16 protein-coding genes are annotated in these 25392 nt (G+C 72.3%); 7 read left to right on the top strand and 9 right to left on the bottom strand.

Features of this window, described 5'->3' with window-relative positions; all coding sequences use genetic code 11:
• Positions 1–38: 38 nt before the first annotated feature.
• Positions 39–1016: a calcium/sodium antiporter gene (locus ACSJD1_RS06310; protein ID WP_438854458.1), complete on the bottom strand. Its 978-nt coding sequence runs from the start codon at positions 1014–1016 to the stop codon at positions 39–41.
• A gap of 106 nt (positions 1017–1122) precedes the next feature.
• On the opposite strand from ACSJD1_RS06310, the gene ACSJD1_RS06305 reads away from it, so the two are divergent.
• On the top strand, positions 1123–2043 hold the full coding sequence (locus ACSJD1_RS06305; protein ID WP_438854457.1) for an oxygenase MpaB family protein: 921 nt from the start codon (positions 1123–1125) through the stop codon (positions 2041–2043).
• Between the two features lie 21 nt (positions 2044–2064).
• Here the strand turns inward: ACSJD1_RS06305 and ACSJD1_RS06300 are convergent, their stop codons facing one another.
• Positions 2065–4062, bottom strand: a complete 1998-nt coding sequence (locus tag ACSJD1_RS06300; protein WP_438854456.1) for an MDR family MFS transporter — start codon at positions 4060–4062, stop codon at positions 2065–2067.
• Positions 4063–4176: 114 nt separating this feature from the next.
• Between ACSJD1_RS06300 and ACSJD1_RS06295 the strand changes: the two genes are divergently transcribed.
• Together ACSJD1_RS06295 and ACSJD1_RS06290 are read left to right on the top strand one after the other, a co-directional pair.
• Positions 4177–6018, top strand: coding sequence for a gluzincin family metallopeptidase (locus ACSJD1_RS06295; RefSeq protein ID WP_438854455.1), 1842 nt, complete (start codon positions 4177–4179; stop codon positions 6016–6018).
• A gap of 3 nt (positions 6019–6021) precedes the next feature.
• Positions 6022–7320 (top strand): ComEC/Rec2 family competence protein, encoded by a 1299-nt coding sequence (locus ACSJD1_RS06290; protein WP_438854454.1) that lies wholly within the window; start codon positions 6022–6024, stop codon positions 7318–7320.
• A gap of 31 nt (positions 7321–7351) precedes the next feature.
• Here ACSJD1_RS06290 and ACSJD1_RS06285 read toward each other — a convergent pair whose 3' ends face one another.
• On the bottom strand, positions 7352–8395 hold the full coding sequence (locus tag ACSJD1_RS06285) for a DUF2235 domain-containing protein (protein WP_438854453.1): 1044 nt from the start codon (positions 8393–8395) through the stop codon (positions 7352–7354).
• A gap of 47 nt (positions 8396–8442) precedes the next feature.
• Positions 8443–8691, bottom strand: a complete 249-nt coding sequence (locus ACSJD1_RS06280) for a hypothetical protein (RefSeq protein ID WP_438854452.1) — start codon at positions 8689–8691, stop codon at positions 8443–8445.
• Positions 8692–8848: 157 nt separating this feature from the next.
• Between ACSJD1_RS06280 and ACSJD1_RS06275 the strand changes: the two genes are divergently transcribed.
• Both ACSJD1_RS06275 and nhaA read left to right on the top strand, forming a co-directional pair.
• Positions 8849–11344, top strand: a complete 2496-nt coding sequence (locus ACSJD1_RS06275; RefSeq protein ID WP_438854451.1) for an FAD-dependent oxidoreductase — start codon at positions 8849–8851, stop codon at positions 11342–11344.
• A gap of 88 nt (positions 11345–11432) precedes the next feature.
• Complete coding sequence (gene nhaA, locus ACSJD1_RS06270) at positions 11433–13298, top strand: Na+/H+ antiporter NhaA (RefSeq protein WP_438854450.1); 1866 nt, start codon at positions 11433–11435, stop codon at positions 13296–13298.
• 46 nt (positions 13299–13344) lie between these two features.
• Here the strand turns inward: nhaA and ACSJD1_RS06265 are convergent, their stop codons facing one another.
• Positions 13345–15210, bottom strand: a complete 1866-nt coding sequence (locus tag ACSJD1_RS06265; RefSeq protein WP_438854449.1) for a YhgE/Pip domain-containing protein — start codon at positions 15208–15210, stop codon at positions 13345–13347.
• On the bottom strand, positions 15207–18152 hold the full coding sequence (locus ACSJD1_RS06260) for an MMPL family transporter (RefSeq protein ID WP_438854448.1): 2946 nt from the start codon (positions 18150–18152) through the stop codon (positions 15207–15209). The genes ACSJD1_RS06265 and ACSJD1_RS06260 overlap by 4 nt, the downstream gene beginning before the upstream one ends.
• 254 nt (positions 18153–18406) lie before the next feature.
• Between ACSJD1_RS06260 and ACSJD1_RS06255 the strand changes: the two genes are divergently transcribed.
• On the top strand, positions 18407–19939 hold the full coding sequence (locus tag ACSJD1_RS06255; protein ID WP_438854447.1) for a SulP family inorganic anion transporter: 1533 nt from the start codon (positions 18407–18409) through the stop codon (positions 19937–19939).
• Between the two features lie 81 nt (positions 19940–20020).
• On the opposite strand, the gene ACSJD1_RS06250 is transcribed toward ACSJD1_RS06255, so the two are convergent.
• Positions 20021–21340: an MFS transporter gene (locus ACSJD1_RS06250; RefSeq protein ID WP_438854446.1), complete on the bottom strand. Its 1320-nt coding sequence runs from the start codon at positions 21338–21340 to the stop codon at positions 20021–20023.
• A gap of 195 nt (positions 21341–21535) precedes the next feature.
• Here ACSJD1_RS06250 and ACSJD1_RS06245 point away from each other — a divergent pair, with 195 nt between their 5' ends.
• Positions 21536–22009, top strand: coding sequence for an NUDIX domain-containing protein (locus ACSJD1_RS06245; protein ID WP_438854445.1), 474 nt, complete (start codon positions 21536–21538; stop codon positions 22007–22009).
• 44 nt (positions 22010–22053) lie between these two features.
• On the opposite strand, the gene ACSJD1_RS06240 is transcribed toward ACSJD1_RS06245, so the two are convergent.
• Entirely contained in the window at positions 22054–22983 is a 930-nt protein-coding gene (locus tag ACSJD1_RS06240) for an ROK family protein (protein WP_438854444.1), read from the bottom strand.
• Positions 22984–23037: 54 nt separating this feature from the next.
• Positions 23038–25359: an arylsulfatase gene (locus ACSJD1_RS06235; protein ID WP_438854443.1), complete on the bottom strand. Its 2322-nt coding sequence runs from the start codon at positions 25357–25359 to the stop codon at positions 23038–23040.
• Positions 25360–25392: the final 33 nt, after the last annotated feature.

Below are 25392 nucleotides of genomic sequence, written 5' to 3'. Positions count from 1 at the left end.
GCGACCGACCAGCCCGCGCTGCGCGCAGGCGGATCCCGTCAGGCCCGGAGCACGAGCAGGCTCGTCAGGTAGGCCAGGTACGCGACGACGAACAGCCCGCCCTCGATCCGCTGCATCCGCCGTCCGGTGAGGAAGACCGGGATGCACGCGAGGGTCGCCGCGACCATGACCGGCAGGTCGACCGTGAGGATCCCCTGGTCGACGTCGATGCCGCCCTCGGGGATGAGGCTCGTCACCCCGAAGATGAACAAGATGTTGAACACGCTGCTGCCGAGCAGGTTGCCGACGGCGATGTCGCGCTCGCGTCGGATGGTCGCGACGATCGCCGTCACGAGCTCGGGCGACGACGTGCCGATCGCGACGATCGTGAGGCCGATCACCGAGACCGGGACCCCGAACCCCTCGGCCAGCGTGACGGCGCCGTCGACGAGCCAGTCGGCCCCGAGGACCACGATGACGACGCCCACCGCGAGCTCGATCGCGTCTCGGACGGCGCGGGTGCGCGCTGCCGCGACCGGGGCGCGCGGCTCGCCGAACTCGCGCGCGAACTCGGCTCGGGCGGCGAGGCCCTCGCGGTGCGCCGCGCGGACGATGATCGCCGTGTAGACGACGCCGAGCACGATGAGCAGGGCGCCGTCGAAGGGCGTCACGACGCCGTCGGCGCAGAGCAGCAGCAGCGTGACGGCGGCGGCGACCATCGCCGGCAGGTCGAGCCTGATCGCGTGGGACCTGAGCGTGAGCGGCCTGATGAGCGCGGCGATGCCGAGGATGAGCAGCACGTTCAGCGTGTTCGTGCCGACGATGTTGCCGAGCGCGAGCGAGCCGGTGCCCTGCGCGGCCGCATCGATGCCGATCGCGAGCTCGGGCGCGCTCGTGCCGAGCGAGACGACGGTCACGCCGATCACCATGGGCGAGACGCCGAGCCGGGCCGCGAGGCGCGTGCCGCCGCGGACGAGCAGTTCTGCGCCGCCGATGAGGGCGAGAAGGCCCGCGACGACCAGCCAGCCTCCGGTCATGCCGATCCCTCCGCCGCGCCCGGTGGTCCTCCCGTCGTTCGACAGTAGGGCCTTTCGCAGCGGATCCGCAGGTGCGCCGACGGCATGAGCGCTTACCGTCGAAAGCATGGCAGAGGCAGGTCGGGGCGCCGGAGCCGACGCGGGGCGCCCGCGCTGGAGCCCCCTGCGGCGTCGCGACGAGGAACCCCCGGCGTGGACGCGGGCGCTCGCCGAGGGCGAGGACGCCGGGCTCTTCGGGCCGGGCAGCGCCGTGTGGGCGGTCAACGGGGCCCTCCCGACGCTCGTCGCGGGCATCCGGGCGCTCCTCCTGCAGACCCTGCATCCCGGGGCGATGGCCGGCGTGCACGACCACTCCCGCTATCGCGAGGATCCGCTCGGACGGCTCGACGGCACGGTGCGCTGGGTCGCGACGACGACGTTCGGCGACCGGCGGGCCGCGGCGGCCGCCTGCGCCGCCGTGTCGCGCCTGCACGAGCGCGTGACCGGCACCTACGTCGACGCGCGCGGCGAGCTGCGCCCGTACGCCGCCAATGACGAGGACCTGCTGCGCTGGGTGCACGACGCGTTCACCGAGGCCTTCATCGGCGCGCACGAACGGTGGGGCGGGCCGATCCCGGGTGGGGCCGACGCGTACGTGCGCGAGTGGGCGGAGGTCGGCCGTCTCATGGGCGTGCGCGAACCGCCGACCTCGCTCGCCGGTCTGCGCGCCGAGCTCGACGGCTTCCTCGGCGACGCCCGGCCCGACGAGCGGGTCGCCGAGGCCGTGCGGTTCCTCCGGCGCCCGGGACTGCCCGGAGTGGTCGGCCGGATCTACCCGATCCTGTTCGGCGGCGCCGTCGCCTCGCTCGGCGCCCGCGAGCGCGACCTGCTCGGCCTCAGGCGGCCGTGGTGGCCGGCGATCACGCTCACCCGTGCGGTGCTCGCGATCGGGGTTCGCAGGTTCGGCCGGATGTCGCCGAGCGAGCGCAACGCGCGAGCGCGCATCGCCCGGCTCGCGGGCGCGTCGGAGTCGGCGTCACGCACCTGACCTGCGCCGACCGACCCGGGCTCAGCCGCTCGGGTCTGCTCGCCGGTGCAGGCTCGGGTCGCCCCCGGGCTCGACCATGGCGCCGAACTCCTCGGCGGCGAGGGTCGCGATCACGCCGGTGTCGGCGCGCCCTTCATCGTCGACGGCGCTGCCGGCCGCGACGCGCGCGGCCGCGCCCGCGGTCGGACCCGCGCCTGTCCCGCCGGGTCCGGCAGCGGCGGCGCTCGCCGCCGCCCGCTCGTCGGCCGCCTCCTGGAGGGCCGACTTCGCCCGCAGCGGCGGCGTCCGGAAGAACAGCGACAGCACGAACGCGATGAGCACGACGACGAGCGCGACCCAGTACACCTGGACGGCGGACTCGTTGAAGCCGACGAGGAACGGCTTCGTCAGCCGCGGGTCGGCGCCCGTGAGGAACGACGTGTCGTCGAGGGCGCCGGTGCCGACCGAGGCATCCTCGCCCTCGCCCGACTGCGCCTCGTCGAAGGCCTGCTGCACGGCCGGCAGCGCCTGCTCGACGACCTGCTGGCGCGCCGCGTCGTCGCTCAGGTCGACCTGTGGCGGCAGGTTCGCCGTGATGGGCTCGACGATCGGGGCGTAGATGGTCGCCATGATCTCCGCGTTCGCGGGCGCCTCGGCGACCGTCGGATCGAGGGCGGCGTCGAGTGCGTCCGACAGGGTCGCCTCGTCGGCGAGCGAGCCCGTGACGTTCGAGGGCACGAGGGTGAACAGCAGCGACAGCAGCACGGCCGTGCCCGCCGTGCCGCCGATCTGGCGGAAGAAGGTCGAGGCGCTCGTGGCCACGCCCATGTCGCGGAGCCCGACCGAGTTCTGGCTGGCGATCGTGAGCGTCTGCATGAGCTGGCCGAGCCCGAGGCCGATGAGCACCATGGCGCCGGCCATGACCCAGTACGACGAGTCGTACTCGAGCGTCGTGAGGTCGAGGAACCCGGCCGCGAGCATGGCCGTGCCGATGATCGGGAAGATGCGGTAGTGGCCGGTGCGCGCGATGATCTGCCCGCTGAGGATCGACGCGGTCATCAGGCCGAGGATCATCGGGAGCATCTGGAAGCCGCTCTCGGTCGGGGTCGACCCGAACACGAGCTGCAGGTAGAGGGGGATGGTCAGCATCGCGCCGAACATGCCGAATCCGACGAAGACGCCGATGATCGTCGCCATGGAGAACGTGCTCGAGCGGAAGAGCTTCAGCGGGATCAGCGCGTCGTCGCCCATGGCGCGCTCGACGAGCACGAACGCGGTGAGGCCGGTCACGCCCACCGCGTAGCAGGCGATCGCGAGCGGGCTGGTCCAGCCCCAGTCGCGGCCCTCCTCGGCCACGAGGAGGAGCGGCACGAGGCCGATGATGATCGTCGCGGCGCCCCACCAGTCGATCCGGACGCCGGGTCGGGCGTGCTTCGGCAGGTGCAGGAAGCGCAGCACGATCGCGAGGGCGACGATGCCGATCGGCACGTTGATGAGGAACACCCACCGCCACCCCGCGATGCCGAGGATCTCCTCCGCGCCGGCGAACAGGCCCCCGACGAGCGGACCGATGAGGCTCGAGATGCCGAACACGGCGAGGAAGTAGCCCTGGTACCGGGCGCGCTCGCGCGGGGCGAGCATGTCGCCCATGATCGCGAGCGGCATCGACATGAGGCCGCCGGCGCCGAGGCCCTGGATGGCGCGGAAGGCCGCCAGCTCGAGCATCGACGTCGAGAACGTCGCGAGGAGCGAGCCGACCATGAAGATCACGATCGCGGCGATGAAGAGCGGGCGGCGGCCGAAGATGTCGGAGAGCTTGCCGTAGATCGGCGTCGAGATCGTCGAGAGGATCAGGTACGCCGTCGTCACCCAGGCCTGCTGGCTGAGGCCGTTCAGGTCGTCGCCGATGGTGCGGATCGCGGTGCCGACGACCGTCTGGTCGAGGGCTGAGAGGAACATGCCCGCCATCAGGCCGAAGATCACGAAGAGGATCTGCCTGTGCGACATCAGCGGCGTGGATGCCGGAGCTGGATTCGTCATGACAGGTCGATGCTAGCCCTCAGGGAGATCCCTGTTGCCGGCACGGTCGCGGATCGCTAGGTTCGGCCCTGCACGGCAGCATCATGCGTTCCAGCCTTGTCGAGGAGGCCTGCGATGCTCTCCACTCACAACGTGCCCGCCGTCCAGGCACCCGATCGCCGCCGCCTGCGCGCGTTCGCGTTCGACCCGATGAGCTCGCGGCTCAGCGGCCAGTTCCTCACGGTCGACATCCCGTTCGAGACCGGCCTCCGACCGGGTCCCGACGGCGAGCTCGTCCAGGTGGTCGACTACGACGCCACGCGGCGCCGCTGGTACCACCCGGTCGACCTCGACGATCCACCGGTGCTCGCGCAGGATGGGCTGCGCCCGTCGGAGAGCGACCCGCGCTCGCACCAGCAGATCGTCTACGCGATCACGATGAGCGTCATCGAACGGTTCGAGCGGTTCACCGGGCGCCGGTTCCGCTGGCGCGGCGAGGACCGGCTCCGGCTCGTGCCGCACGCGTTCTACGGCCGCAACGCCTACTTCGATCCGGACCGGCGCGCGGTGCTGTTCGGCTACTACCGCGCCGACGACTCCGACTCGCAGGCGAGCCTGCCGCACCAGCTGATGTTCACGTGCCTCTCGGTCGACATCATCGCGCACGAGGTCACGCACGCGATCGTGCACCGCATGCGACCGATGTTCACGATCGCGACGAACTCCGACGTCTTCGCGTTCCACGAGGCGTTCGCCGACCTGGTGGCGCTGTTCCACCACTTCCTCTTCACCGACATCGTCGAGGACTTCGTGGCCGGCTCGCGGAGCGAGTTGGCGGATGCCACGGCGCTGCTCTCGCTCGCGGACGAGTTCGGGCGGTCGACCGGCCGCGGCGGGCCGTTGCGCTCGGCGGTGGGCTCGGCGCCCGACCCGGCCGACTTCCAGTCCGCACGCGAGCCGCATCGCCGCGGGGCGATCTTCGTGGCGGCCGTGTTCGACGCCTACCTCGCGACCTACCGATCGCGGATCGCCGACCTCCGCCGACTCGCCACGGGCGGCTCGGGCGTGCTCGCCGACGGCGAGCTCTCGCCCGACCTCGTGAGCCGCATCGCCGGGGAGGCCGTGAAGAACGCCGACCGGATCCTCGGGATGGTGGTCCGCGGCTTCGACTACCTGCCCGCGGTGGACGTCACGTTCGGCGACGTCGTCCGTGCCGTGATCACCGCCGACCGCGACCTCTTCCCGGACGACCGGATCCACCTCCGCGGCCACCTCGTCGAGGCGCTGCGGCGTCGCGGGATCTTCCCGCCCGGCGTGGTCTCGCTCGCCGACCAGGCGCTGCTGTGGCGTGGCCCCACCGCGCCCCTCAGCCTCACCGCGGGCGAGGCGACCGTCGACCTCGGGCAGTTGATCCTCGACTCGACCATCAAGCTCGACCCCTCCGCCTCGTCGGTCACCGCGGCCGGCAACGCGGCACGGGAGCGCTCGCGCGCCGTCTACGCACAGACCGTGAACTGGGCGAAGGCGCATGCCGTCGAACTCGGCCTCGATCCTGACGCCGGCCGGATCCGGGTGCTCGGCATGCACGTCGGGTTCCAGACCGGAGCCGACGGGCAGCCGCGTCCGAGGATCTTCATCCAGATCGTGCAGCGCCGCGAGGACCTCGAGTCCGGTGCCGATCGCGACACCCGGACCCGGATCCACGCGGCCTGCACCGTGATCGCGAACGTCGACGGGCGGGTCGCCTGGCTCGTCCCGAAGCCGTTGCCGTTCACGCGACCGGAGGCGATCGCGAAGCTGCCGGAGCCGCTTCGGGCGCAGGGCCGAGAGCAGCATGCGGCCGGGGGCGCGCGGCTCGCGGAGATCCGCGAGTGGTTCGGCGAGGTCGAGGACGGCGATCCGCTCGCGATCTGGCTCGACGAGCCGGCCGTGGGTCGGTTGACCTTCGCGAGCCTGCACGCACCCGAGGAGGGCTGAGCCGTGTCCGAGGCGACCGTGACGATCAGGATGTACAACCCCGGGTTCGGCGACTGCTTCCTGGTGACCGTGGCCGACGACACGGCGACGTGGCGACTGCTCGTCGACTGCGGCGTGCACAGCCACGGCCGGGCGCGCGTGGGCGACGTGCCGCGCAAGATCGGCGACGTCGTCGACGCCGTCATCGGCCAGCTCACCGCCGAGAGCGCCGACGGGACGCCGAGGCTCGACGTCGTCGCGGCGACCCACCGGCACTCCGACCACGTCTCCGGGTTCGCCGACGACGCCTGGGCCGCGGTCGAGGTCGGCGAGGTATGGGTCTCGTTCGTCGAGGACGAGCACGATCCCGACGCGATCGGACTTCGTCAGGGGCTCTCGGCCGCCGCGACGACCCTCCAAGGGCTCGTCGAGCAGGCGGCGGGCGGGCGGCCGATCGAGTCGCTCGGCCGCTCGATGGCGCTCGCGATGGACTTCGCGGTGAACTCCGGTCCGAACCTCGAGGCGGCGAAGCGGCTCGTCGACGGCGGGTTCAAGGGCGGCGCCGAGCATCACGACGTCAGGTTCCTGCCCCGGCGCGAAGCCGCGGAGAACCGCGTCGAGCTTCCGGTCGAGGGCGCGGTCGTCCACGTGCTCGGCCCGAGCCGCGATCCCGACGACCTGAAGCGCATGGACCCGCCCGCGGCGGTGCACTGGCTCGAGGAGGCGGCCGCCGAGAACGGACGCGACGAGGAGTTGGACATCTTCGACCGCATGTACGAGGTGCCGCGCGACGAGGTCTCCGGCCGGATCCCGATCCAGCTGGTGCGCGCCCGGGACGCCATGCGCCTCGGCCAGCTGGCCCTCGACGAGGAGGCGCTCCTGCGCGCGGCATCCGTCCTCGAGCGCTCCGTGAACAACACGAGCCTCTTCTTCGTGCTCGACGTCAGGGGCACGAGGTTCGTCTTCGTCGGCGACTCGCAGCAGGGCGCGTGGGACCACGTGCTGGGCGATCCCGAATCACGGGCGCTCGTCACGGGCGCCGCGTTCTACAAGGTCGGCCACCACGGCTCGCACAACGCGACCCCGAAGCCCGTGGCGCACGAGCTCGTCCGCTCGGGCGGCGTCGCGATGGTGCCGGTCGGCACGGTGAAGGCCTGGCAGGAGACCATCCCGAAGTCGGAGATCCTCGAGGCGCTGCACGAGAGCGGGGCGCACGTGATCCGCGCGGACGATCCCGCCGCCGATCCCGCGGGCGATGCCGACCTCGACTTCGAGGTCGGCCCGGACGGGCTCTGGAGCGAGGTGCGCTTCCGCGTGCCCTGATCGACGGGCCCGAACCTCGGGGCGTGCGCGCCTAGCCCGGCCGCACCGTCGCCCAGTCCTCGTCGACCCACGTCGCGTCGGCGGGCAGGCGCGGTCGGTAGTCGGTCGCCGACATCCGGTCGCGCACGCTCGCGTGCACGCGGACCCCGGGTGGGATCGGACGGCGACGCGGGACGAGCAGGCCCCAGACCGCTCCGTTGCGGTGCGCCGCACCGGCGGCGTGGGCGGGGGAGAAGCCCTCGAACGCCTTCGCGGTGCGCTTGGCGTCGATCTTCAGGCCGTGGTCGAGCGCCCCCTCGAGCACCCACTTCAGCGCGATGGTCGAGAGCTTCGGGTCGTCGGCGAAGGTGCCGCCGACATCCGAGTGGATGCCCGCGAACCACGCCTCCTCGAGCGTCTCGGGGGCCTTGGTGCGCACCTCGTACTCCCGGAACGGGCGTCGCCGCTCGTCGATCGAGATCGCGTGGCGGATGTGCTGCGCGTTGGGCAGCTGCCGCGTGTAGGGCCAGTCGGGCGCGACGCGCACGACGCCGAGCGCCTTCACCGTGTCCCACAGCCCGAGGTACTCGACCGGGATCGTGCTGCGGCCGTCGACCTGCTGCGCGAACAGCCGCGAGAAGCGGTGGATCTCGTCCCACGGGATCCGAGCCTCGCCGCCCCGGCGGGCGTACTCCGCGACGGCGTACTGCAGCTGGTTCTCAGAACCCGGCCGCATGAGCCCGATGAGCCGGAGCATCCCGGTCAGCGCACGCGCGGTGAACGCCCCGCGGCTGAAGCCGAACACGAAGATCCGGTCGCCGGGCCGCCAGGTCTGCATGAGCCAGGCGTACGCCTCGCCGAGGTTCTGCCGCATGCCCGCGCCGTAGACCAGGCCCCCGAGACGCGACAGCCCGCGCGCGAGCGGCGTCCACGCGCCCGGCGACGCGAACGTGCCGACGCCGGGGTCGTAGTACGCGACCTGCGCGGCCTCGTCGTCGAGATCGAGCAGGTCGTAGAGCCGCACGCAGTTCGAGTCGCCCTCGCCCCGCACCCGGCCGGCCGTCCCATCCAGGCAGAGCACCAGATTCCGCGCCATGATCGCGTCCCCCCGGACGACACGGCCCCCGCCGGTCCGCCCGAACGTCACGGTACTCCGATGCGCGCTCCTCGCGGAAGGGCGGGCCGGGCGCGTCCTCGACCCGCGGTCGGCCGGGCGGATGCCTCGTCGTCGCCGAGCCCCCGGAACGCGCCCCGACCGGCCGACCTCCGCGAAGTACGCACTGCCAGGAGGTCGGGGACGGCGAACGAGTCCCATGCGCAGCCGCCCCACCAGAGCATGCGCTCGCCCATGGCCGAGAACCCCAGGTCGATGCTCGCGAACGGGTGGGCCATCACGATCCGTCCGGGTTACGCCGGGCCGGCGCGCGGGTGCGGCCCCCGAACGGGTCGCGGGACCGATGGCCCGGGTTCGGCGCGCGGGTGCGCCTAGCATCGGGCGCGACGGTCGCCCGCCGGGGCCGTCGGCACCGCACGAGGGAAGGGCCGCAGCATGAAGATCGTCGTCGTCGGAGGGGTAGCGGGCGGAGCCTCCGTCGCGGCACGTGCACGTCGCCTCGACGAGTTCGCCGAGATCGTCGTGCTCGAGCGCGGCGACTACGTCTCGTTCGCGAACTGCGGCCTGCCGTACCACATCGGCGAGGTCATCACCGATCGCAGTCGGCTCCTGCTGCAGACGCCCGAGAGCCTGCACGAGTCGCTCGCGATCGACGTGCGCGTCGGCGCCGAGGTGACGGCGATCGACCGCGCGGCGAAGACCGTGACCGTGCGCGAGGCCGCCTCCGGTCGCGAGTACGTCGAGCCGTACGACCGGCTCGCGCTCTGCCCGGGCGCCGATCCGCTCCGGCCGCCGCTTCCCGGGATCGACCTGCCCGGCGTGCACGTGCTCCGCAACGTCACGGACATGGACGAGATCAAGGCGCAGCTCGACGAGGCGCTCGCGGCCGCGGCATCCGCGCCCGGACGGACGGGTGCCCCCGTGAGGGCGGTCGTCATCGGCGCCGGCTACATCGGCGTCGAGATGGCCGAGAACCTGCAGCACCGCGGCGCGTCGGTGACGATCGTCGAGCTCGCCGACCAGATCCTGCCCCCGCTCGACAAGGAGGTCTCGGTGCCCGTCGAGCAGCACCTGCGCAGCCGGGGCGTCGAGCTGTTCCTCTCGACCGGCGCGGCGGCCTTCTCGGAGCGCCGCGGCGGCGGGCTCACGGTCGAGCTCACGAACACCCGGTTCGTCGACGCCGACCTCGTGATCCTGTCGGCCGGCGTACGGCCGAACGTGGGCCTCGCGGCGGATGCCGGCCTCGAGCTCGGGCCGCGCGGCGGCATCCGGGTCGACACGCACATGCGCACGTCGGACCCGTCGATCTGGGCGGCGGGCGACGCCGTCGAGACCCCGCACACGGTGCTCCCCGGGTCGTGGATCACGCCGCTCGCCGGCCCCGCGAACCGCGAGGCGCGCGTCGCCGCGGAGAACATCTGCGGGCGCGACACCGAGTACCGCTCGACGCAGGGCACGTCGATCGTCAAGGTGTTCGACATGGTCGCGGGCGGCACCGGAGCCACCGAGCGCCAGCTCGTCGCCGAGGGCATCGAGTACCGCGCGATCCACATCCACCCCTCCGGGCACGCCGGCTACTACCCGGGCACCGCGCAGATGCACCTCAAGCTCCTGTTCTCGCCGGTCGACGGGCGGATCCTCGGCGCGCAGGTCGCCGGGTTCGACGGCGTCGACAAGCGGCTCGACGTGCTCGCCACCGTGATCCGGCTCGGCGGCACCGTGCACGACCTCGAGGAGCTCGAGCTCGCCTACGCGCCGCCGTTCGGGTCGGCGAAGGACCCGGTCAACATGGCCGGATTCGTCGCCGGCAACGTGCTGCGGGGCGACCTCGTGCTCTGGTACGCGAGCGACTGGCCGGAGCGGGTCGAGGGCGCGCGGCTGGTCGACGTGCGCACCCCCGAGGAGTTCGGGATCTGGCACATCCCGGGCGCCGAGAACGTGCCGCTCGCCACGCTGCGCGCGGCGAGCGAGGAGTGGGACCGGTCCATCCCGGTCCGCCTGTACTGCGCGGTGGGGTTCCGCAGCTACCTCGCCTACCGGCTGCTCGTGCAGCGCGGCTTCGCGGATGTCGCGACGCTGTCCGGAGGCTCGAACACCTTCCGCTTCCGGCACGAGGTCGAGCCCGCCTCGACCGTCGCGCCGCCGCCCGAGATCGCCTACGCCGAGGCCGTCGACCTCATCGCGGCGACGAAGGGGACCGGGAAGTCGGTCGACCTCGACTGCACCGGGCTGGCGTGCCCCGGCCCGATCATGCGGCTCTCCGCGACGATGGGCGACCTCGCCGCGGGCGACCAGGTGGTCGTGCGCGTCTCCGACCCGGGCTTCGTCAGCGACGGCCCGGCCTGGGCGGCGAGCCACGGGCACGAGGTGCTGTCGATGACGCCCGACGGGCCGGGCTTCGTCGCGGCGTTCCGCAAGGGCGGCGCCGCGGCCTCCGGGACCACGGCCGTCGTCGAGCGGAGGAACCAGACCTCGTTCGTGGTGTTCTCGGGCGACCTCGACAAGATGCTCGCCGCGTTCATCATCGCCAACGGCGCCCTCGCGATGGGGCAGCAGGTGTCGATGTTCTTCACGTTCTGGGGGCTGAACGCGCTGCGGCGCGACCACGCGCCGAAGCGCGACCACAGCGCGCTCGAGCGGATGATGGGCATGATGATGCCCTCCGGGGCGGATCGACTGCCGCTCTCGCAGATGAACATGGCGGGCGCCGGCCCGGCGATGATCAAGCACGTCATGAAGGAGCACGACGTGCAGTCGGTGCCCGAGCTGATGAGCGCCGCCCGCGAGGGCGGGGCGCGGCTCATCGCCTGCACGATGACCATGGACCTCCTCGGCATCGCCGAGACCGACCTGATGGAGGGGATCGAGTTCGGCGGCGTCGCGACCTTCCTGGGCGAGGCCGAGAAGTCCGGCACGACGCTGTTCATCTGAGGCGGCGGGTGCTCGACCCCCGAACGGGGTCCGGAGGGCGTTCCCCGTGTTCTCCCGCGTTCGGGGCATCCGCCCCTAGCATTGGCGCATGAGTGCGCCCGCCTCAGCACCCGACACCACGACGAGCACGGCCCGTCGCAAGGTGCGCCTGCGCCGCGGATCGAGCGACCGTTCGGCGGCCGCGCTGCTGCTCGTCGGCACGATCCTCGCCATCGTGTGGGCGAACTCGCCGTGGGGCTCGACCTACGAGGCGTTCTGGGAGGCCGAACTCGAGATCGGGCTCGGCGGGTGGCAGGTCCACGCCACGCTGCACGACGTCGTGAACGACGGGCTCATGACGCTCTTCTTCTTCGTCGTCGGCCTCGAGGTGAAGCGCGAGTTCACGATCGGCGAGCTCACCGACCGATCGCGCGCCATCGTGCCGATCGTCGCGGCGATCGCCGGACTCGTGGTCCCCGCGCTGCTGTTCGTGGTCATCGCGCTGCCGACCGGCGAACTCGCGGCCTGGGGCGTGGTCATCTCCTCCGACACGGCGTTCCTCCTCGGGGCGCTCGCGATCATCGGCCCGCCGTTCCCGGCACGGCTCCGCACGTTCCTGCTCACGCTCGCCGTCGTCGACGACGTCGGCGCGCTCCTCGCGATCGGCATCTTCTACAACTCGGGGCTCGACCCGGTGCCGCTCGCGGTCGCCGCCGTGCTGATGGTCGCGATCGCGCTCGTCCGCTACCTCCGAGCGGGCCGCGGCCTCGCGTACGGCGTGCTCGGCATCGCGCTCTGGATCGCCATCGCCATGGCCGGCATCCATCCGACGCTCGCCGGGGTGGCGGTCGCGCTGCTCATCCCGGTGTTCCCACCGCGCCGCAGCGAGGTCGAGCGCACCGAGGAGCTCACCCGCGCCTTCCGCGAATCGCCCAGCGCCCAGTACGCGGCGGCCGTGAACCGGAGCCTCCGCGAGTCGCTGTCGATCAACGATCGGCTGCAGGCCGAGTGGGGCCCCTACATCGCCTTCCTCGTGCTGCCGATCTTCGCGCTCGCGAACGCCGGGGTGCACCTCGACGCCGAGACGCTGGCATCCGCGTTCACGTCGCCGCTCACCTGGGCCATCATCGCCGGACTCGTCGTGGGCAAGTTCGTCGGCATCACCGCCGCGACCGCGATCGTCCGCGCCACCGGCATGGGCAAGCTGGCGCCCGGACTCGGCATGCCGCGGGTCGCGGGCGGCGCGGCCCTGTCGGGCATCGGGTTCACGATCTCGCTGTTCATCGTCGGCATCGCGCTCACCGATGGCGAGTCGCAGGACCACGGACGGGTCGGCGTGCTCACAGCCTCCCTCATCGCATTCGGGCTCGGCTGGGCGATCTTCGCGATCGCCGATCGGCTGAGCCCTCCGCGCGCCGTCGGCAAGGTGCTCGCGAGGCCGTTCGATCCCGACCGCGACCACTATCGCGGCCGCCCCGACGCGCCGTACCAGATCGTCGAATACGGTGACTTCGAGTGCCCGTTCTGCTCTCGCGCGACCGGCTCCATCGACCAGGTGATCCGCCGGTTCGGCGACGAGGTGTGCTGGGTCTGGCGCCACCTGCCCCTCGAGGGCCTGCACCCGCACGCGAAGCTCGCCGCCCAGGCGTACGAGGCGGCGGCCCTGCAGGGCCGCTTCCTCGACATGGCGCGCACGCTCTTCCAGCACCAGGACTCGCTCGAGACCGACGACCTGTGCCGGTATGCGGAGGAACTCGGCCTCGACGTCTCGAGGTTCCTCGAGGACCTGCGATCGCCCGCGGTCGTGCGACGGGTCGAGGACGACCAGATCGACGCCGAATTGATGGACCTGCACTCGACGCCGACGTTCTTCGTCAACGGCCGCCGTCACATCGGGCCGTGGGATTCGCGAAGCCTCATCCGCTCGCTCGAGGCGTCGGTCGCGACGCCGCCGGAGACTGCAGCCGAACGCTGACCGACCGGGCCGGTCGGGTCACCGGGCGCCACCGCGCGACGCCGGCTCAGCCCACGGCGGTACGGTGCCGGGCGACGCCCAGGACGACGAGCGCGGCGCCGATCGCGGCGTAGACGACGAGCGCCACCAGGTCGCCCCAGCCCGAGCCGACGCCGAGTCCGGCGAGCAGCAGGCTGTGACCGGGCCCGGTCGGGATGAGGTTCGCGGTGCCCGCGATCACGGCGGGAACGGTCGAGGACACGCCGGCGGCCAGGCCGATCACGCCGGCGATGGCGGCCGCGGTCCGTCCCGGCCCGCCGAATCCGGCCGCGAGGCCGTGGTTGACGAGCGCGAACACCGTGCCGACGAACACCGCGGCGGCGGCGAAGCCGACGCGCGCGGCGACGTCCGCGTCGAGGGCGGGTTGCAACGCGAGGCCGACGAGCAGCCCCTGGCCGGCCCCGAGCGCCGCACCGGGCCAGATGGAACGCCCCGTGATCGACACCGTCGATGAGGAGGTGAGCAGTCGGCGCTGGGGCACCGCGCGGCGTGCGAGCGCCAGCACGATCGCGCCGACCCAGAGTGCGAAGGTCGCGAACAGCGGCACCGACTGGGTTCCGCTGGCCGGAACCGCGATGTCGGTCCGTGCCGGCTGGGCCACGACCGACGAGAGCGTCGAGATGTCGGAGTCGGAGTAGGTGGGGATCTGCTCGACCGCCTGCGCGAGCCCATCGGAGAGCTGCGCGGCGCCGGATGCGGTCTCGTCGGCGCCGGATGCCACCTCTTGGGCGCCCTCGTTCACCTGCTCGCCGCCGGCGGCGCTCTCGGCGGCACCGGCGGCCACCTCGTTCGCACCCGCCGCCGACGCGTCGACCCCCGCCACGAGACCGGGCATCCCGGCGGCGAGTTGCGCGTTGCCCGCGGCGACCTGGTCGGCCCCGGAGGCGAGCGCATCGATGTCGCCGTCGACCGCCTGCACGCGAGCGAGCACGCTCCGCGCGCGATCGCAGGCAGGTCCGGGGCGAGCCGCGCACAGGTCGTCCACCACCCGCGCGACGTCGGCGGTCGCACCGTCGAGCGCTCCGGCGATCGCGTCGAGCGCCGCGGCGACCTGGGCCGAGCCGGCCGCCAGCTGGGCCGTGTCCGACGGCAGCGCCTGCACCGACGCGTCGAGCTGCGCGAGGCCCGCGGCGAGCGCTGCGGCCCCGGCGTCGAGCGAGTCGAGCCCGGTCGCGAGCTGCGAGGTGCCCGCCGCGAGCGAATTCGCACCGCTGGCGAGCGAGGACGCGCCCGACGCGAGTTCGGCGGCGCCGTCGGCGGCCTGGCCGATCTGTTCGTTGATCGTGTTGAACCCCTGGTAGACGTTCCCCAGGTAGCGCTCGGTGAGCTGGGCGTTGAACGTCGCCACGGCCGCCTGCGTGATGACCTCGGTGAGTGCGGGGTCGAGGTAGGCCGACGAGGGCGTCGTCTGCACGTGCAGCGTCGCGTGCACGGCATCCGCCGCCGGCCCCGAGATCGAGGTCGCGTCCGCCGAGAACGACGGCGGGATCGTGAGCACCGCCGCGTACCGGCCGTCTCGGAGCCCGGTCGCGGCGTCGCCGTCGTTCGTCAGGATCCACGTGAAGTTCGGTCCGCTCGGGGCGGGCGTCGCGGTCGCGTCGGCCCCGGGGTCGTCCGGCGCGCCCTCGCCCGCGATGCCGCCGATGAGGCCGGCCGCGAACTCGCGGCCGAGGGGCACGGTCTGGCCGTTCAACTGCACGGGCTCGTCGTCGTTGACGATCGCGGCCGTGACCCGGTCGAAGTCGCTCACCGGCGCGGCGAGCCCCCACGCGAGCAGGCCTGCGATCGCCAGCGGAAGGAGCAGGACGCCGACGATCCCGAGGGCGCCGAGCCGCTCGGCGCCGTCCGTCGACGAGAACGAGGGATCGGTCACGTGATCGCCCCCGTCGTCGTCGTCGTCGCGGTGCGGCCGGATGCCGCGGGCTCGAGCACCGTCCGACCCATGCCGTTCGGCAGCACGGCCTCCGCGGCCTCCGCGTGCTCGCATGAGACGAGCACGGTCAGCGGATGCCCCGTCCGGCGCTCCGCGCCGCCCGCGGCGCCCGTGAGCACCTCCCGGAGCTCCTCGCGGGACGCCGGGTCGGCGAGCAGGTCGACCCCGTCGATCGCGAGAAGCCCCGGGCCGTCGGCCGCGGCATCCACCACGGCGGCGATGGGATCGCGGACCGCCGCGACCTCGACGACGGCGCTGTCGGCGCGCACGCTTCGAGCGCGCACGGGCAGCACCAGGCCGAGGCACTTGAGCCGGCCGTCGACGACGGGGCGCCGGCCCGTGAGGGCGAGCAGCATGGCGCGGCGCTCCTCGGGCGTCCCGCCGGCGACCACGAGCGCGCCGCCGGCCGGCACGCGCACGTCGATTCCGACGAGGCGAGGCTCCCGCCGCACGGCGACGCCCTCGCCGACGATCGCGTGCGCGTCGCCCGGTTCCGGCCAGTCGGCCAGCTCGTCCTCGCGAGCGAGCCCCTCGCCCTCGACGTCGAAGTGGGGGAGCACCCGGTCGAGCCCGGCCGGGAACCACCACGCGTGGCGCCCGAACCATGCGAGCACCGCCGGCGTCAGCGTCATCCGCACGATGAACGCGTCGATCGCGACGCCGGTCGCGAGCCCGAACGCGATGGGCTGCATCGACGCCTCGCCGTTCAGGATGAAGCCGCTGAAGACCGTGAACATGATGATCCCGGCCGCGGTCACGACGCGCGCGGACGCATGGAAGCCGCGCTCGATCGACGGTCGCGGTTCGCCGCTCTTCAGGAACTCCTCGCGCATGCGGCTGACGAGGAACACCTCGTAGTCCATCGCGAGCCCGAACAGCACGCCCATCACGATGATCGGCATGAAGCTCGTCACCGCCCCGACCGACTCGACGTTCAACGGGCCGGCGAGGAAGCCGTCGACGAACACGAGGCTCGTCAGGCCGAACGCCGCGCCGATCGAGAGCACGTAGCCGAGCGCCGCCGTGATCGGGACCACGATCGACCGGAACACCATGGCGAGCAGCACGAGCGAGAGCCCGACGACGAGCAGCCCGAACGGCAGCAGTGCGCTGCCGAGGCGTTCGGAGATGTCGATGCCCAGTGCGGTGTAGCCCGTCACGGCGAGGTCGACCGCGTAGTCCTCGAGGAACACGTCGTGCATCGCTCGCAGCCGCTGCACGAGCTGCTCCGTCGCCTCGGAATCCGGCGCGCCGTCGGGGATCACCTGGATGACCGCCGTGTCGCCGGTCTCGTTCGGCGTCGCGAGCGGCACGGCCGCGACGCCCTGCACGTCGGCGACGTCGGCGCCGATGTCGTCGACGAGGGTCACCGGGTCGGTGCTCTGGATCACCGAGCCCGTGAGGATCAGCGGCCCGTTCGCCCCCGCCCCGAAGTACTCGGCGATGAGGTCGTAGGTGACGCGGCCCGGAGCGCCCTCGGGCAGCGACCCAGAGTCGGGCAGGGCCAGTCGGAGGTGCGCTGCGGGCAGCGCCGCGAGCGCGAGCACCGCGGTGATCAGGACGACGGTCACCGGTGGCCAGCGGATGGCGCCGCGCACCCAGTGGCCGAAGAACCCGCCGGGTCGGGCGGGCGCCTCGCGATCGGATGCCGCGGGGTCGGATGCCGCGGGGTCCGCGACCTCCTCGTGGGGCGCATCGGCCGCGCCCGGGTCATCCGCCCGGCCCGAGGCCGTCGCGTCCGCCCGGTCGGCGTCTGCGGCGTCCGCTCGGTCGCCCGGGGCCTCGCCCGAGGCATCCGTCGTGCCCTCGGGTTCGCCCTTCCCGTCCGCTCTCGCCGCCGCGTGCCCCGGGCGGTACCGCTTCGGCACGACGTGCCAGCCGGCGAAGGCGAGCAGCGCGGGCGTGAGCGTGAGGGCGACGAGCGCCGCGGTCGCCACCGCGAGCGCCGCGCTGATGCCGGTGATCGTGAGGAACGGGATGCGGGCCACGCTGAGGCCCAGGAGCGCGATGATCACGGTCGTGGCGGCGAACATCACGGCCGACCCGGCCGTCGCGACCGCGCGCGGCGCGGACTCCTCCGGCGGCATGCCGCGCTTCACCTGGTCCTGGTGGCGCGACACGATGAAGAGCGAGTAGTCGACGCCGACGGCGAGCCCGAGCATGACGGCCAGCAGCGGGGCGGTCGAGGTGACCGTCAGCCAGCGGGTCGCCGTGAGCACGACCGCGACCGCGGCGCCGACGCCGACGAGCGCGGTCGTGATGGGCATGCCCGCGGCGACGAGCGAGCCGAAGGTGATCACGAGCACGCCGAGCGCGATGAACACGCTCGTGAGCTCGCTGAGGCCAATGCCGGGGTTGACCTGCGAGTAGAGGGCGCCGCCGACGCTGACCTGTGAGCCGTCGGGCAGGTTCCCCTGCAGGGTCCGCCCCTCCGACTGGAGGGCGTCGGAGGTCGACGGGAGGACGTCGACCGCCTCCACCGTGAGCTGGATCGTCACGAGCACGGCCGCGGAGTCCGACGCGATGTCGAACGACGACGTGTCGTCGTACGGCGAGCTGACCCCGGAGACCTGCGGGATGTTCCCGATCGCCGTGATCGCGTCGTCGACGGCCGACTCAAAGTCGGGGTCCGTGACGTCGCCGCCCTTCGGGGCGACCGCGATGAGCTGCGCCGACGTCCCGGAGAACTGGGGGAACGTGCGCGCCAGCGAGTCGAGCGCGTCCTGCGACTGCGTGCCGGGGAACGCGTACGTGTTGTTCGGGCCCGTGCCGAGCAGGCCCGCGAAGGCGAACAGCACGGCGAGGATGCCGACCCACAGCAGGACGACGAGGAGGCGGGCGCGGTAGGCCCATCGACCGAGCGCATGCAGTGCCGAGGACACGTCCCACACACTCCCCCCGAAGCGGAGTCGAATATCCCTCAACCTAGCCACGTCGCCTTGCGGCGCGCAACGATCCGGACGGCGCGTGCCCGGATCGTGATGCCGAGGAATCGGCGCCCGATGGGCGAGCGGGTACAGTGGCACGTCGGCCCGAGCCATCCGCTCGGCCGATCCGGCCCACGACGGCCACGCGCGACGGGGCGCCCACTCGACACCCACACGGCTCGAGCCGAGCCCGCCGAACGGAGACCCCCATGTCCGCGCCCGCGCGCCCCGACGCCCAGACCGACGCCCGCGAGCGGACCCGCGACCAGCCGTCGGTGCTGACCGCGCTGCGGACACCGCGGCTGCTCACGCGCGAGGTCCTCGCGGGCCTCGTCGTCGCGCTCGCCCTCATCCCCGAGGCGATCTCGTTCTCGATCATCGCGGGGGTCGACCCGCGCGTCGGCCTGTTCTCGTCGTTCGTGATGGCGGTCACGATCGCGTTCCTCGGCGGGCGGCCGGCGATGATCAGCGCCGCCACGGGCGCCGTCGCGCTCGTGATCGCGCCGGTCGCCCGCGAGTACGGCATGGACTACTTCATCGCGACCGTGATCCTCGCCGGCGTGTTCCAGCTCGTGCTCGGAGCGCTCGGGGTGGCCAAGCTCATGCGGTTCATCCCGCGCAGCGTCATGGTCGGCTTCGTCAACTCGCTCGCCATCCTGATCTTCGCCGCCCAGCTGCCGCACCTCATCGGCGTGCCGTGGCTCGTCTACCCGCTGGTCGTGGCCGGACTCGTGATCATGGTCGGCGTGCCCCGGCTGACCAGGGCCGTGCCGGCGCCGCTCATCGCGATCGTCGTGCTCGCGGTCGTCGTGGTGGCCACCGGCTGGCAGGTCCCGACGGTCGGCGACGAGGGGGAACTGCCGGAGAGCCTCCCGGAGCTGTTCATCCCGAACGTGCCGCTCACATGGGAGACGTTCGCGACGATCGCGCCGTTCGCGCTCGCGATGGCACTCGTCGGCCTCCTCGAGTCGCTGATGACGGCGAAGCTCGTCGACGACCTCACCGACACCCGCTCGGGCAAGACCCGTGAGGCGCTCGGCCAGGGCGTCGCGAACATGCTCTCGGGCCTCTTCGGCGGCATGGGCGGGTGCGCGATGATCGGCCAGACCATGATCAACGTGAAGGTCTCGGGTGCGCGGACGCGCATCTCGACGTTCCTCGCCGGCGCGTTCCTGCTCATCCTCGTGGTCGGGCTCGGCGACCTCGTCGCGATCATCCCGATGGCCGCGCTCGTCGCGGTCATGGTCATGGTCTCCGTGGCGACCTTCGACTGGCACTCGGTGCGCTGGTCGACCCTGCGGCGGATGCCGAAGTCGGAGACGACCGTCATGGTCGCCACCGTCGCCGTGGTCGTCGCCACCCACAACCTCGCGATCGGCGTCATCGTCGGGGTGCTCGTGGCGATGGTCGCCTTCGCGCGTCGCGTCGCGCACTTCGCGACCGTGACCCGTCGGCTCGCGCTCGACGAGTCGGTGCCGACCGCCCACTACACGGTCGACGGCGAGCTCTTCTTCGCCTCGTCCAACGACCTCACCACGCAGTTCGAGTACGCCGACGATCCGGAACGGGTGGTGATCGACATGTCGGGCTCGCACATCTGGGACGCCTCGACCGTCGCGGCGCTCGACGCGATCACGACGAAGTACGAACGACACGGCGCGCGCGTCGTCATCGAGGGGCTGAACGAGGCGAGCTCGGCGATGCACGCGCGACTCGCGGGGCAGCTCGGCGCGGGCCACTGACCGTCCGGCCGCGAGCCCCTGCAGCGAACACGACGAGAGGCGGATGCCACGCGGCATCCGCCTCTCGGCCGATTCAGGAGGTCAGACGCTCAGGTCGACGTCCTTCGTCTCCGTGACCATCGAGACGCCGATCAGGGAGATGACCGCGGCGATCGCGATGTAGAGCCCGATCGTCCACGACATGCCGGTCTCGCCGAGCAGGGCCGCGGCGATCATCGGGGCGAACGCGCCGCCGAGGATCGCGCCCAGCGCGTAGCCGATCGAGACGCCCGAGTAGCGCACCTTCGCCGGGAACATCTCGGCGTAGAGGGCCGCCTGGGGGCCGTAGGAGAGGCCGAGGCCGAACGTCATCAGGAACAGCGCCGTGAAGTACCAGACGATGTTCCCGGTGTCGATGAGGAACCACATCGGGATCGCCCAGAGCGCGAGGAACACGTAGCCGATCTGGAAGGTGCGGATGCGGCCGAGGCGGTCGGAGAGGCGGCCGCCCCACAGCGTGAAGACGAGCCATCCGAACGACGCGAACGTCGTGGCGAGCAGCACCGACGGGCGGTCCATGCCGAGCGCGGTCACGGCGTAGGTCGCGAAGTAGGCGATGAGCAGGTAGCCGGCCGCGTTGTTCGCGATGAAGATGACCGCGGTGAGGATCACGTTCTTCGTGTTGCCCCGGAAGAGCTCCTTGAGCGGCGCCGAGGACTCCTGCTTGCGCTCCTGGAGCTCCTTGAAGACCGGGCTCTCCTCGACCGCGCGGCGGATCAGGTAGCCGACGACGATCAGGACGATCGAGAGCATGAACGGGATGCGCCAACCCCACTCCATGAACGCCTCGGGCGACATGGTCGAGGTGATGATCCACAGCGTGAAGGTCGCGAGGATCATGCCGACGGGCACGCCGATCTGCGGGAACGCGCCGAAGAAGCCGCGCTTGCCCTTCGGGGCGTGCTCGACCGACATGAGCGCCGCGCCGCCCCACTCGCCGCCCGCGGAGAAGCCCTGCAGGATGCGGAGCAGGATCAGCAGGATCGGCGCCGCGATGCCGATGGCGGCATAGGTCGGCAGGAAGCCGATGAGCGAGGTCGACAGGCCCATGAGGATGAGCGTGAAGACCAGCATCCGCTTGCGTCCGAGCTTGTCGCCGAGCCAGCCGGCGACGACGGCGCCGAGCGGGCGGAAGAGGAACGAGATGCCGATGGTCGCGAAGGCGAGGACCTGCGCGAGCGTCGGGTTCGACTCGGCGAGCGGGGCGAGGAAGAGCGGCGCCAGGACGAGGCCGGCCGCCTGGGCGTAGATGAAGAAGTCGTACCACTCGATGGACGTACCCACGAGGGTGCCGGCGAGGACCTTGCGTTCCTCGGGGGACATCGCCCCGGCGCGCTTGGTTTCCTGGACGGTTGAGGTCATGCGAACTCCGTTGTTCTGTGCAGGGTGTGGAACGGGGGGGTCGGCGCGGGGGTGGTGCGCCGTTGCGGGTTTACCGACCGATCGTTCGGTTGGAAACTCGACCATAGCGCACCGGCGGCGTCCGGCGGTAGCCCCCGTGCGATGAGCGGCGGTTCCGGCGCGACGAACGGATGCCTCGCGCGTAGGGTGTGCGGCATGCCGACGCCCGACTTCGTCCTCGACCTCCGCCGACATGTGGGAACCGCCCCCCTTCCGCTCGTCGGCGTGACCGCGGTGATCCTCCGGGGCGGACGGGTGCTCCTCGGCCGCAGGTCGGACACCGGCGCGTTGACGCCGATCACGGGCATCGTCGACCCCGGCGAGGAACCCGCCGTCGCCGCCGCCCGCGAGGCGGTCGAGGAGGCGGGCGTGCGGATCAGCGTGGACCGGCTCGCGTGGGTGCACCAGGTGCCGCGGGTCGTCTACGCAAACGGCGACCAGGCCGACTACCTCGACCTCACGTTCCGATGCACCTGGGTCGAGGGCGAGCCATACGCCGCAGACGGGGAGATGACCGACCTCGGATGGCAAGACCCCGACGACCTCGGCGAGATGGGCGACGAGCACCGGCGCCGCGTCGAGGCGGCGCTCGCGGCCGGCGACGGACCGGCGCGGTTCGAGGTCAGCTGACGGCGAGCGACGAGAGCGTCGCCGGCGCAGGCGCCCCGGGGCGCTCAGCCCTCGAACGCGAGGAGGGCGGCTCCCACGAGCGGCGCGTCGTCGCCGAGTCGCGCCGGGACCACGCGCACCTCTCTGGCCGCGGGCAGCACGGCGGACCGGTGCGCCGCCGCCTCGACGAGCGGGAGGTAGTCGTCGGCGACCCGCGAGAAGCCACCGCCGATCGCAACGGTCGTGATGTCGAGCAGCGCGCCGAACGACGCGATCGCCTGGCCCACGCCCTCCGCCGAGCGGTGCACTGCTCGCACCGCGACCGGGTGGCCCGCCCGGTAGTCGGCCGCGAGGGCGGGCCCGTCGGCACCGGCCCACCCGTGCGCATTCGCCCACCTGACCGTCGCCGGGCCGGATGCGACCGCCTCGACCGTCGCCGCGACCGGATCGTCCGGCGACGGCTGCCGCACCCACGACTGGCCGACGTGCCCCGCGTTGCCGGTGTCGCCGCGGATCACGCGGCCGTCGACCACGATCCCGCCGCCGATCCCCGTCGACACGACCATCGCGATGCCGTTCCGCACCCCGCGGAGCGCGCCGTACCGCACCTCGGCCAGCGCGATGCACGTGCCGTCGAGTGCCACGTGCACGGGCACGCCCCCTGCGAACCGCTCGATGGTGGGCACGAGCGGCAGGTCGCGGATCCCGGGCATGTTCAGAGGGGAGACGTGAGTGCCGTCGCCGAGGAGCGGACCGGCCGTGCCCAGGCCCACGCCGACGAGCCGATGCGCCGGCCCCGCGGCATCCGTCGCCCGTTCGCACACCGACCCGATCGCGACGGCGAACGTCTCGGGGGTCTGGCCGGCGCCGGTCGGGGCGCGGTGACGACTGCCCGGGACGATGCGGCCCTCGGCGTCGACGAGGGCCGCATCGACCTTCGTGCCGCCGATGTCGACGGCGAGGGCGACGGGGGTCTCGGGTGCTGCGGGAGGCATGCGTCGATCATGCCGCGGAGGGCGGGTCGACGCACGGCGACGCGGCCCGCCCGGTCAGGCGTCGGGCGCGAGGTCGACGACCACCGTGTGCAGGTCGCCCCCGAACCGGAACGGCACGTCGTAGTCGCGGACGACGGGCGTCCCCGAATCCTCACCGACGTCGAGGGTCTCGTCGGCGGAGTAGCGAACCGGCACGGTCTCGTCGATCCGCCCGCGCGCGACCTCCATGCCGTCGAGGACCAGCACGGCGGTGCCGCCGCTTCCTGGAGCCCCGCCGTCGTAGTCGAAGTCGAGCACGAGCTCGTGCTCGCCCGGCGCGACCGGATCGGGCGCGGCCACCACGTACTTGTGCTCGGGGTAGTGCGAGCGCGCGTACGCGAAGGTGGGCCGGCCGTCGCGCAGGTACAGGGCGTAGCCGCCGAACCACCCGCCGTGCGTGATGAGCATGCCCTCTGCGGCGCCTTCGGCCACCGCGAACCTCGCGGTGATGCGGAACGAGGTGTTCTTGGTGTCGGGCGCCATCCCCTCCGTGATGCGCGACGTGCCCGGGTAGTAGGTGAACGAAGTCCGGCCGGCGTTGTGCTGCGGCCGGTTCTCGGGACGCACGCGCTCGATGTACCGATCATCGAGCGGAAGCACCTGGTTCCGGCGTGCCTCGTCGAGGAAGATACCGCGGAGCTCCTCGAGCTTGTCGGGATGCTCCTCCGCGAGGTTCCTCGACTGCGTGAAGTCCTCGTCGAGGTGGTAGAGCTCCCACTCGTACTCGTCGAAGGGATCGGCGGTGGACTCGCCCATGCCGACCCAGGGCAGCCGCTTCGGCGCCGTGTTCGCCATCCATCCCTCGTGGTAGACACCCTGGTTGGCGATCACCTCGAAGTACTGCGTCGTGTGGTGTTCGGGCGCCGTCGCATCCTCGAACGAGGCCGTCAGGCTCGCACCGTCGAGCGGCACCTGCTCGATGCCGTCGATGGTGTCGGGCATCGGGATGCCGGTCGCCTCGAGGATCGTCGGGACGACGTCGGTGATGTGGGTGAACTGGCTCCGGAGTCCACCGGCGTCGGCGATGCGCTTCGGCCACGACACGACCATCGACGTCCGGCTGCCGCCGAGGTGGCTCGCGATCTTCTTGTCCCACTGGTAGGGGGAGTTCATGGCGTGCGCCCACCCGTGCGAGAAGTGGTTCTGGAACCAGCGGCCGCCGAACTCGTCGATCTGCTCGACCATGTAGTCCTCGCGGTCGACGACGCCGTTGACGAGCGTCGCGATCTCGCTCGTCATCCCGTGGCCGGTCGGATCCTCGGCGCTCGAGCCGTTGTCGCCCTGGATGTAGATCACGAGCGTGTTCTCGAGTTCGCCGAGCTCCTCGATGGCGTCGACCACTCGACCGATCTGGTGGTCGCAGTGCGCGAGCGCAGCGGCGTAGCACTCCATCTCGCGCGCGCAGACGCGCTGCATCTCCTCGCTCAGGTCGTCCCAGCGCCGGTAGTGGTCGGGCGTCGGGTTGAGCACCGCGTCGGCCGGGATGACGCCGAGCTCGCGCTGGCGGTCGAACGTGCGCACGCGCTGTTCGTCCCAGCCGTGGTCGAACGCGCCCCGGAATCGCTCGATCCATTCCTTCGGCGCGTGGTGCGGCGCGTGCGCGGTGCCCGGCGTGTAATACGCGAAGAACGGCTTGTCGGGGGAGATCGCCTTCTGGCGGCGGATCCACGAGATCGCCTTGTCAGCGAGGTCGGCGTCCAGGTGGTAGTCCTCCTCGCGTCCGATGTAGGGGTCGACGGGGATGGTGCCCTCGAAGACCGCGGGCCGGAACTGATGCGCGTCGGCGCCGAGGAAGCCGTAGAAGTACTCGAACCCGAGCCCGGTCGGCCAGAGCGTGAACGGCCCGGCCGGCGTCGTCAACCAGTCGGGCACGTTGTGGTTCTTGCCGAACCAGGCGGTGCCGTAGCCGTTCGCGGTGAGGACCTCGCCGATCGTGCCGACGCTCTTCGACACGATCGAGTGGTAGCCGGGGAAGGGCGTCGAGAACTCCATGATGATGCCCGTCGACGCCACGTGATGGTTGCGCCCGGTGAGCAGTGCGGCGCGGGACGGCGAGCACAGCGCGGTGGTGTGGAAGCGGTTGTACCGCAGCCCGCCCTCGGCGAGTCGGGCGTACGTCGGGGTCGGGATGGGGCCGCCGAAGACCTCGCTCGCGCCGAAGCCGACGTCGTCGGTCATGACGAGGAGGACGTTCGGCGCCCCCTCGGGGGCGGCGACCTCGCGCGGCCACTCGACGGGGTCGGACCCGGCGACCGTCCGGTCGATCCTCCCGACTCGCTGGTGCGGCTGGATGGGGAGTCGGGTGCGGTCGGGCCAGGTCGCGTCGTGGTCGGTCACATGGTCATGCCTAACCCCGCGGGGTGGATCGCG

Source organism: Agromyces excoecariae, assembly GCF_051715505.1.
Lineage (GTDB): Bacteria > Actinomycetota > Actinomycetes > Actinomycetales > Microbacteriaceae > Agromyces.
Note: the sequence above shows the minus strand (reverse complement) of the source record. Positions and strands in the feature narration are given on the sequence as shown.

What these genes read in the sequence shown, in the direction of transcription:
- ACSJD1_RS06255 (WP_438854447.1), top strand. Translation starts at nt 18,407, where the DNA reads ATGTCCGCGCCCGCGCGCCCCGACGCCCAGACCGACGCCCGCGAGCGG.
- ACSJD1_RS06305 (WP_438854457.1), top strand. Translation starts at nt 1,123, where the DNA reads ATGGCAGAGGCAGGTCGGGGCGCCGGAGCCGACGCGGGGCGCCCGCGC.
- ACSJD1_RS06240 (WP_438854444.1), bottom strand. Translation starts at nt 22,983, where the DNA reads ATGCCTCCCGCAGCACCCGAGACCCCCGTCGCCCTCGCCGTCGACATC.
- ACSJD1_RS06275 (WP_438854451.1), top strand. Translation starts at nt 8,849, where the DNA reads ATGAAGATCGTCGTCGTCGGAGGGGTAGCGGGCGGAGCCTCCGTCGCG.
- ACSJD1_RS06245 (WP_438854445.1), top strand. Translation starts at nt 21,536, where the DNA reads ATGCCGACGCCCGACTTCGTCCTCGACCTCCGCCGACATGTGGGAACC.
- nhaA (WP_438854450.1), top strand. Translation starts at nt 11,433, where the DNA reads ATGAGTGCGCCCGCCTCAGCACCCGACACCACGACGAGCACGGCCCGT.
- ACSJD1_RS06250 (WP_438854446.1), bottom strand. Translation starts at nt 21,340, where the DNA reads ATGACCTCAACCGTCCAGGAAACCAAGCGCGCCGGGGCGATGTCCCCC.
- ACSJD1_RS06285 (WP_438854453.1), bottom strand. Translation starts at nt 8,395, where the DNA reads ATGGCGCGGAATCTGGTGCTCTGCCTGGATGGGACGGCCGGCCGGGTG.
- ACSJD1_RS06295 (WP_438854455.1), top strand. Translation starts at nt 4,177, where the DNA reads ATGCTCTCCACTCACAACGTGCCCGCCGTCCAGGCACCCGATCGCCGC.
- ACSJD1_RS06280 (WP_438854452.1), bottom strand. Translation starts at nt 8,691, where the DNA reads ATGGCCCACCCGTTCGCGAGCATCGACCTGGGGTTCTCGGCCATGGGC.
- ACSJD1_RS06300 (WP_438854456.1), bottom strand. Translation starts at nt 4,062, where the DNA reads ATGACGAATCCAGCTCCGGCATCCACGCCGCTGATGTCGCACAGGCAG.
- ACSJD1_RS06310 (WP_438854458.1), bottom strand. Translation starts at nt 1,016, where the DNA reads ATGACCGGAGGCTGGCTGGTCGTCGCGGGCCTTCTCGCCCTCATCGGC.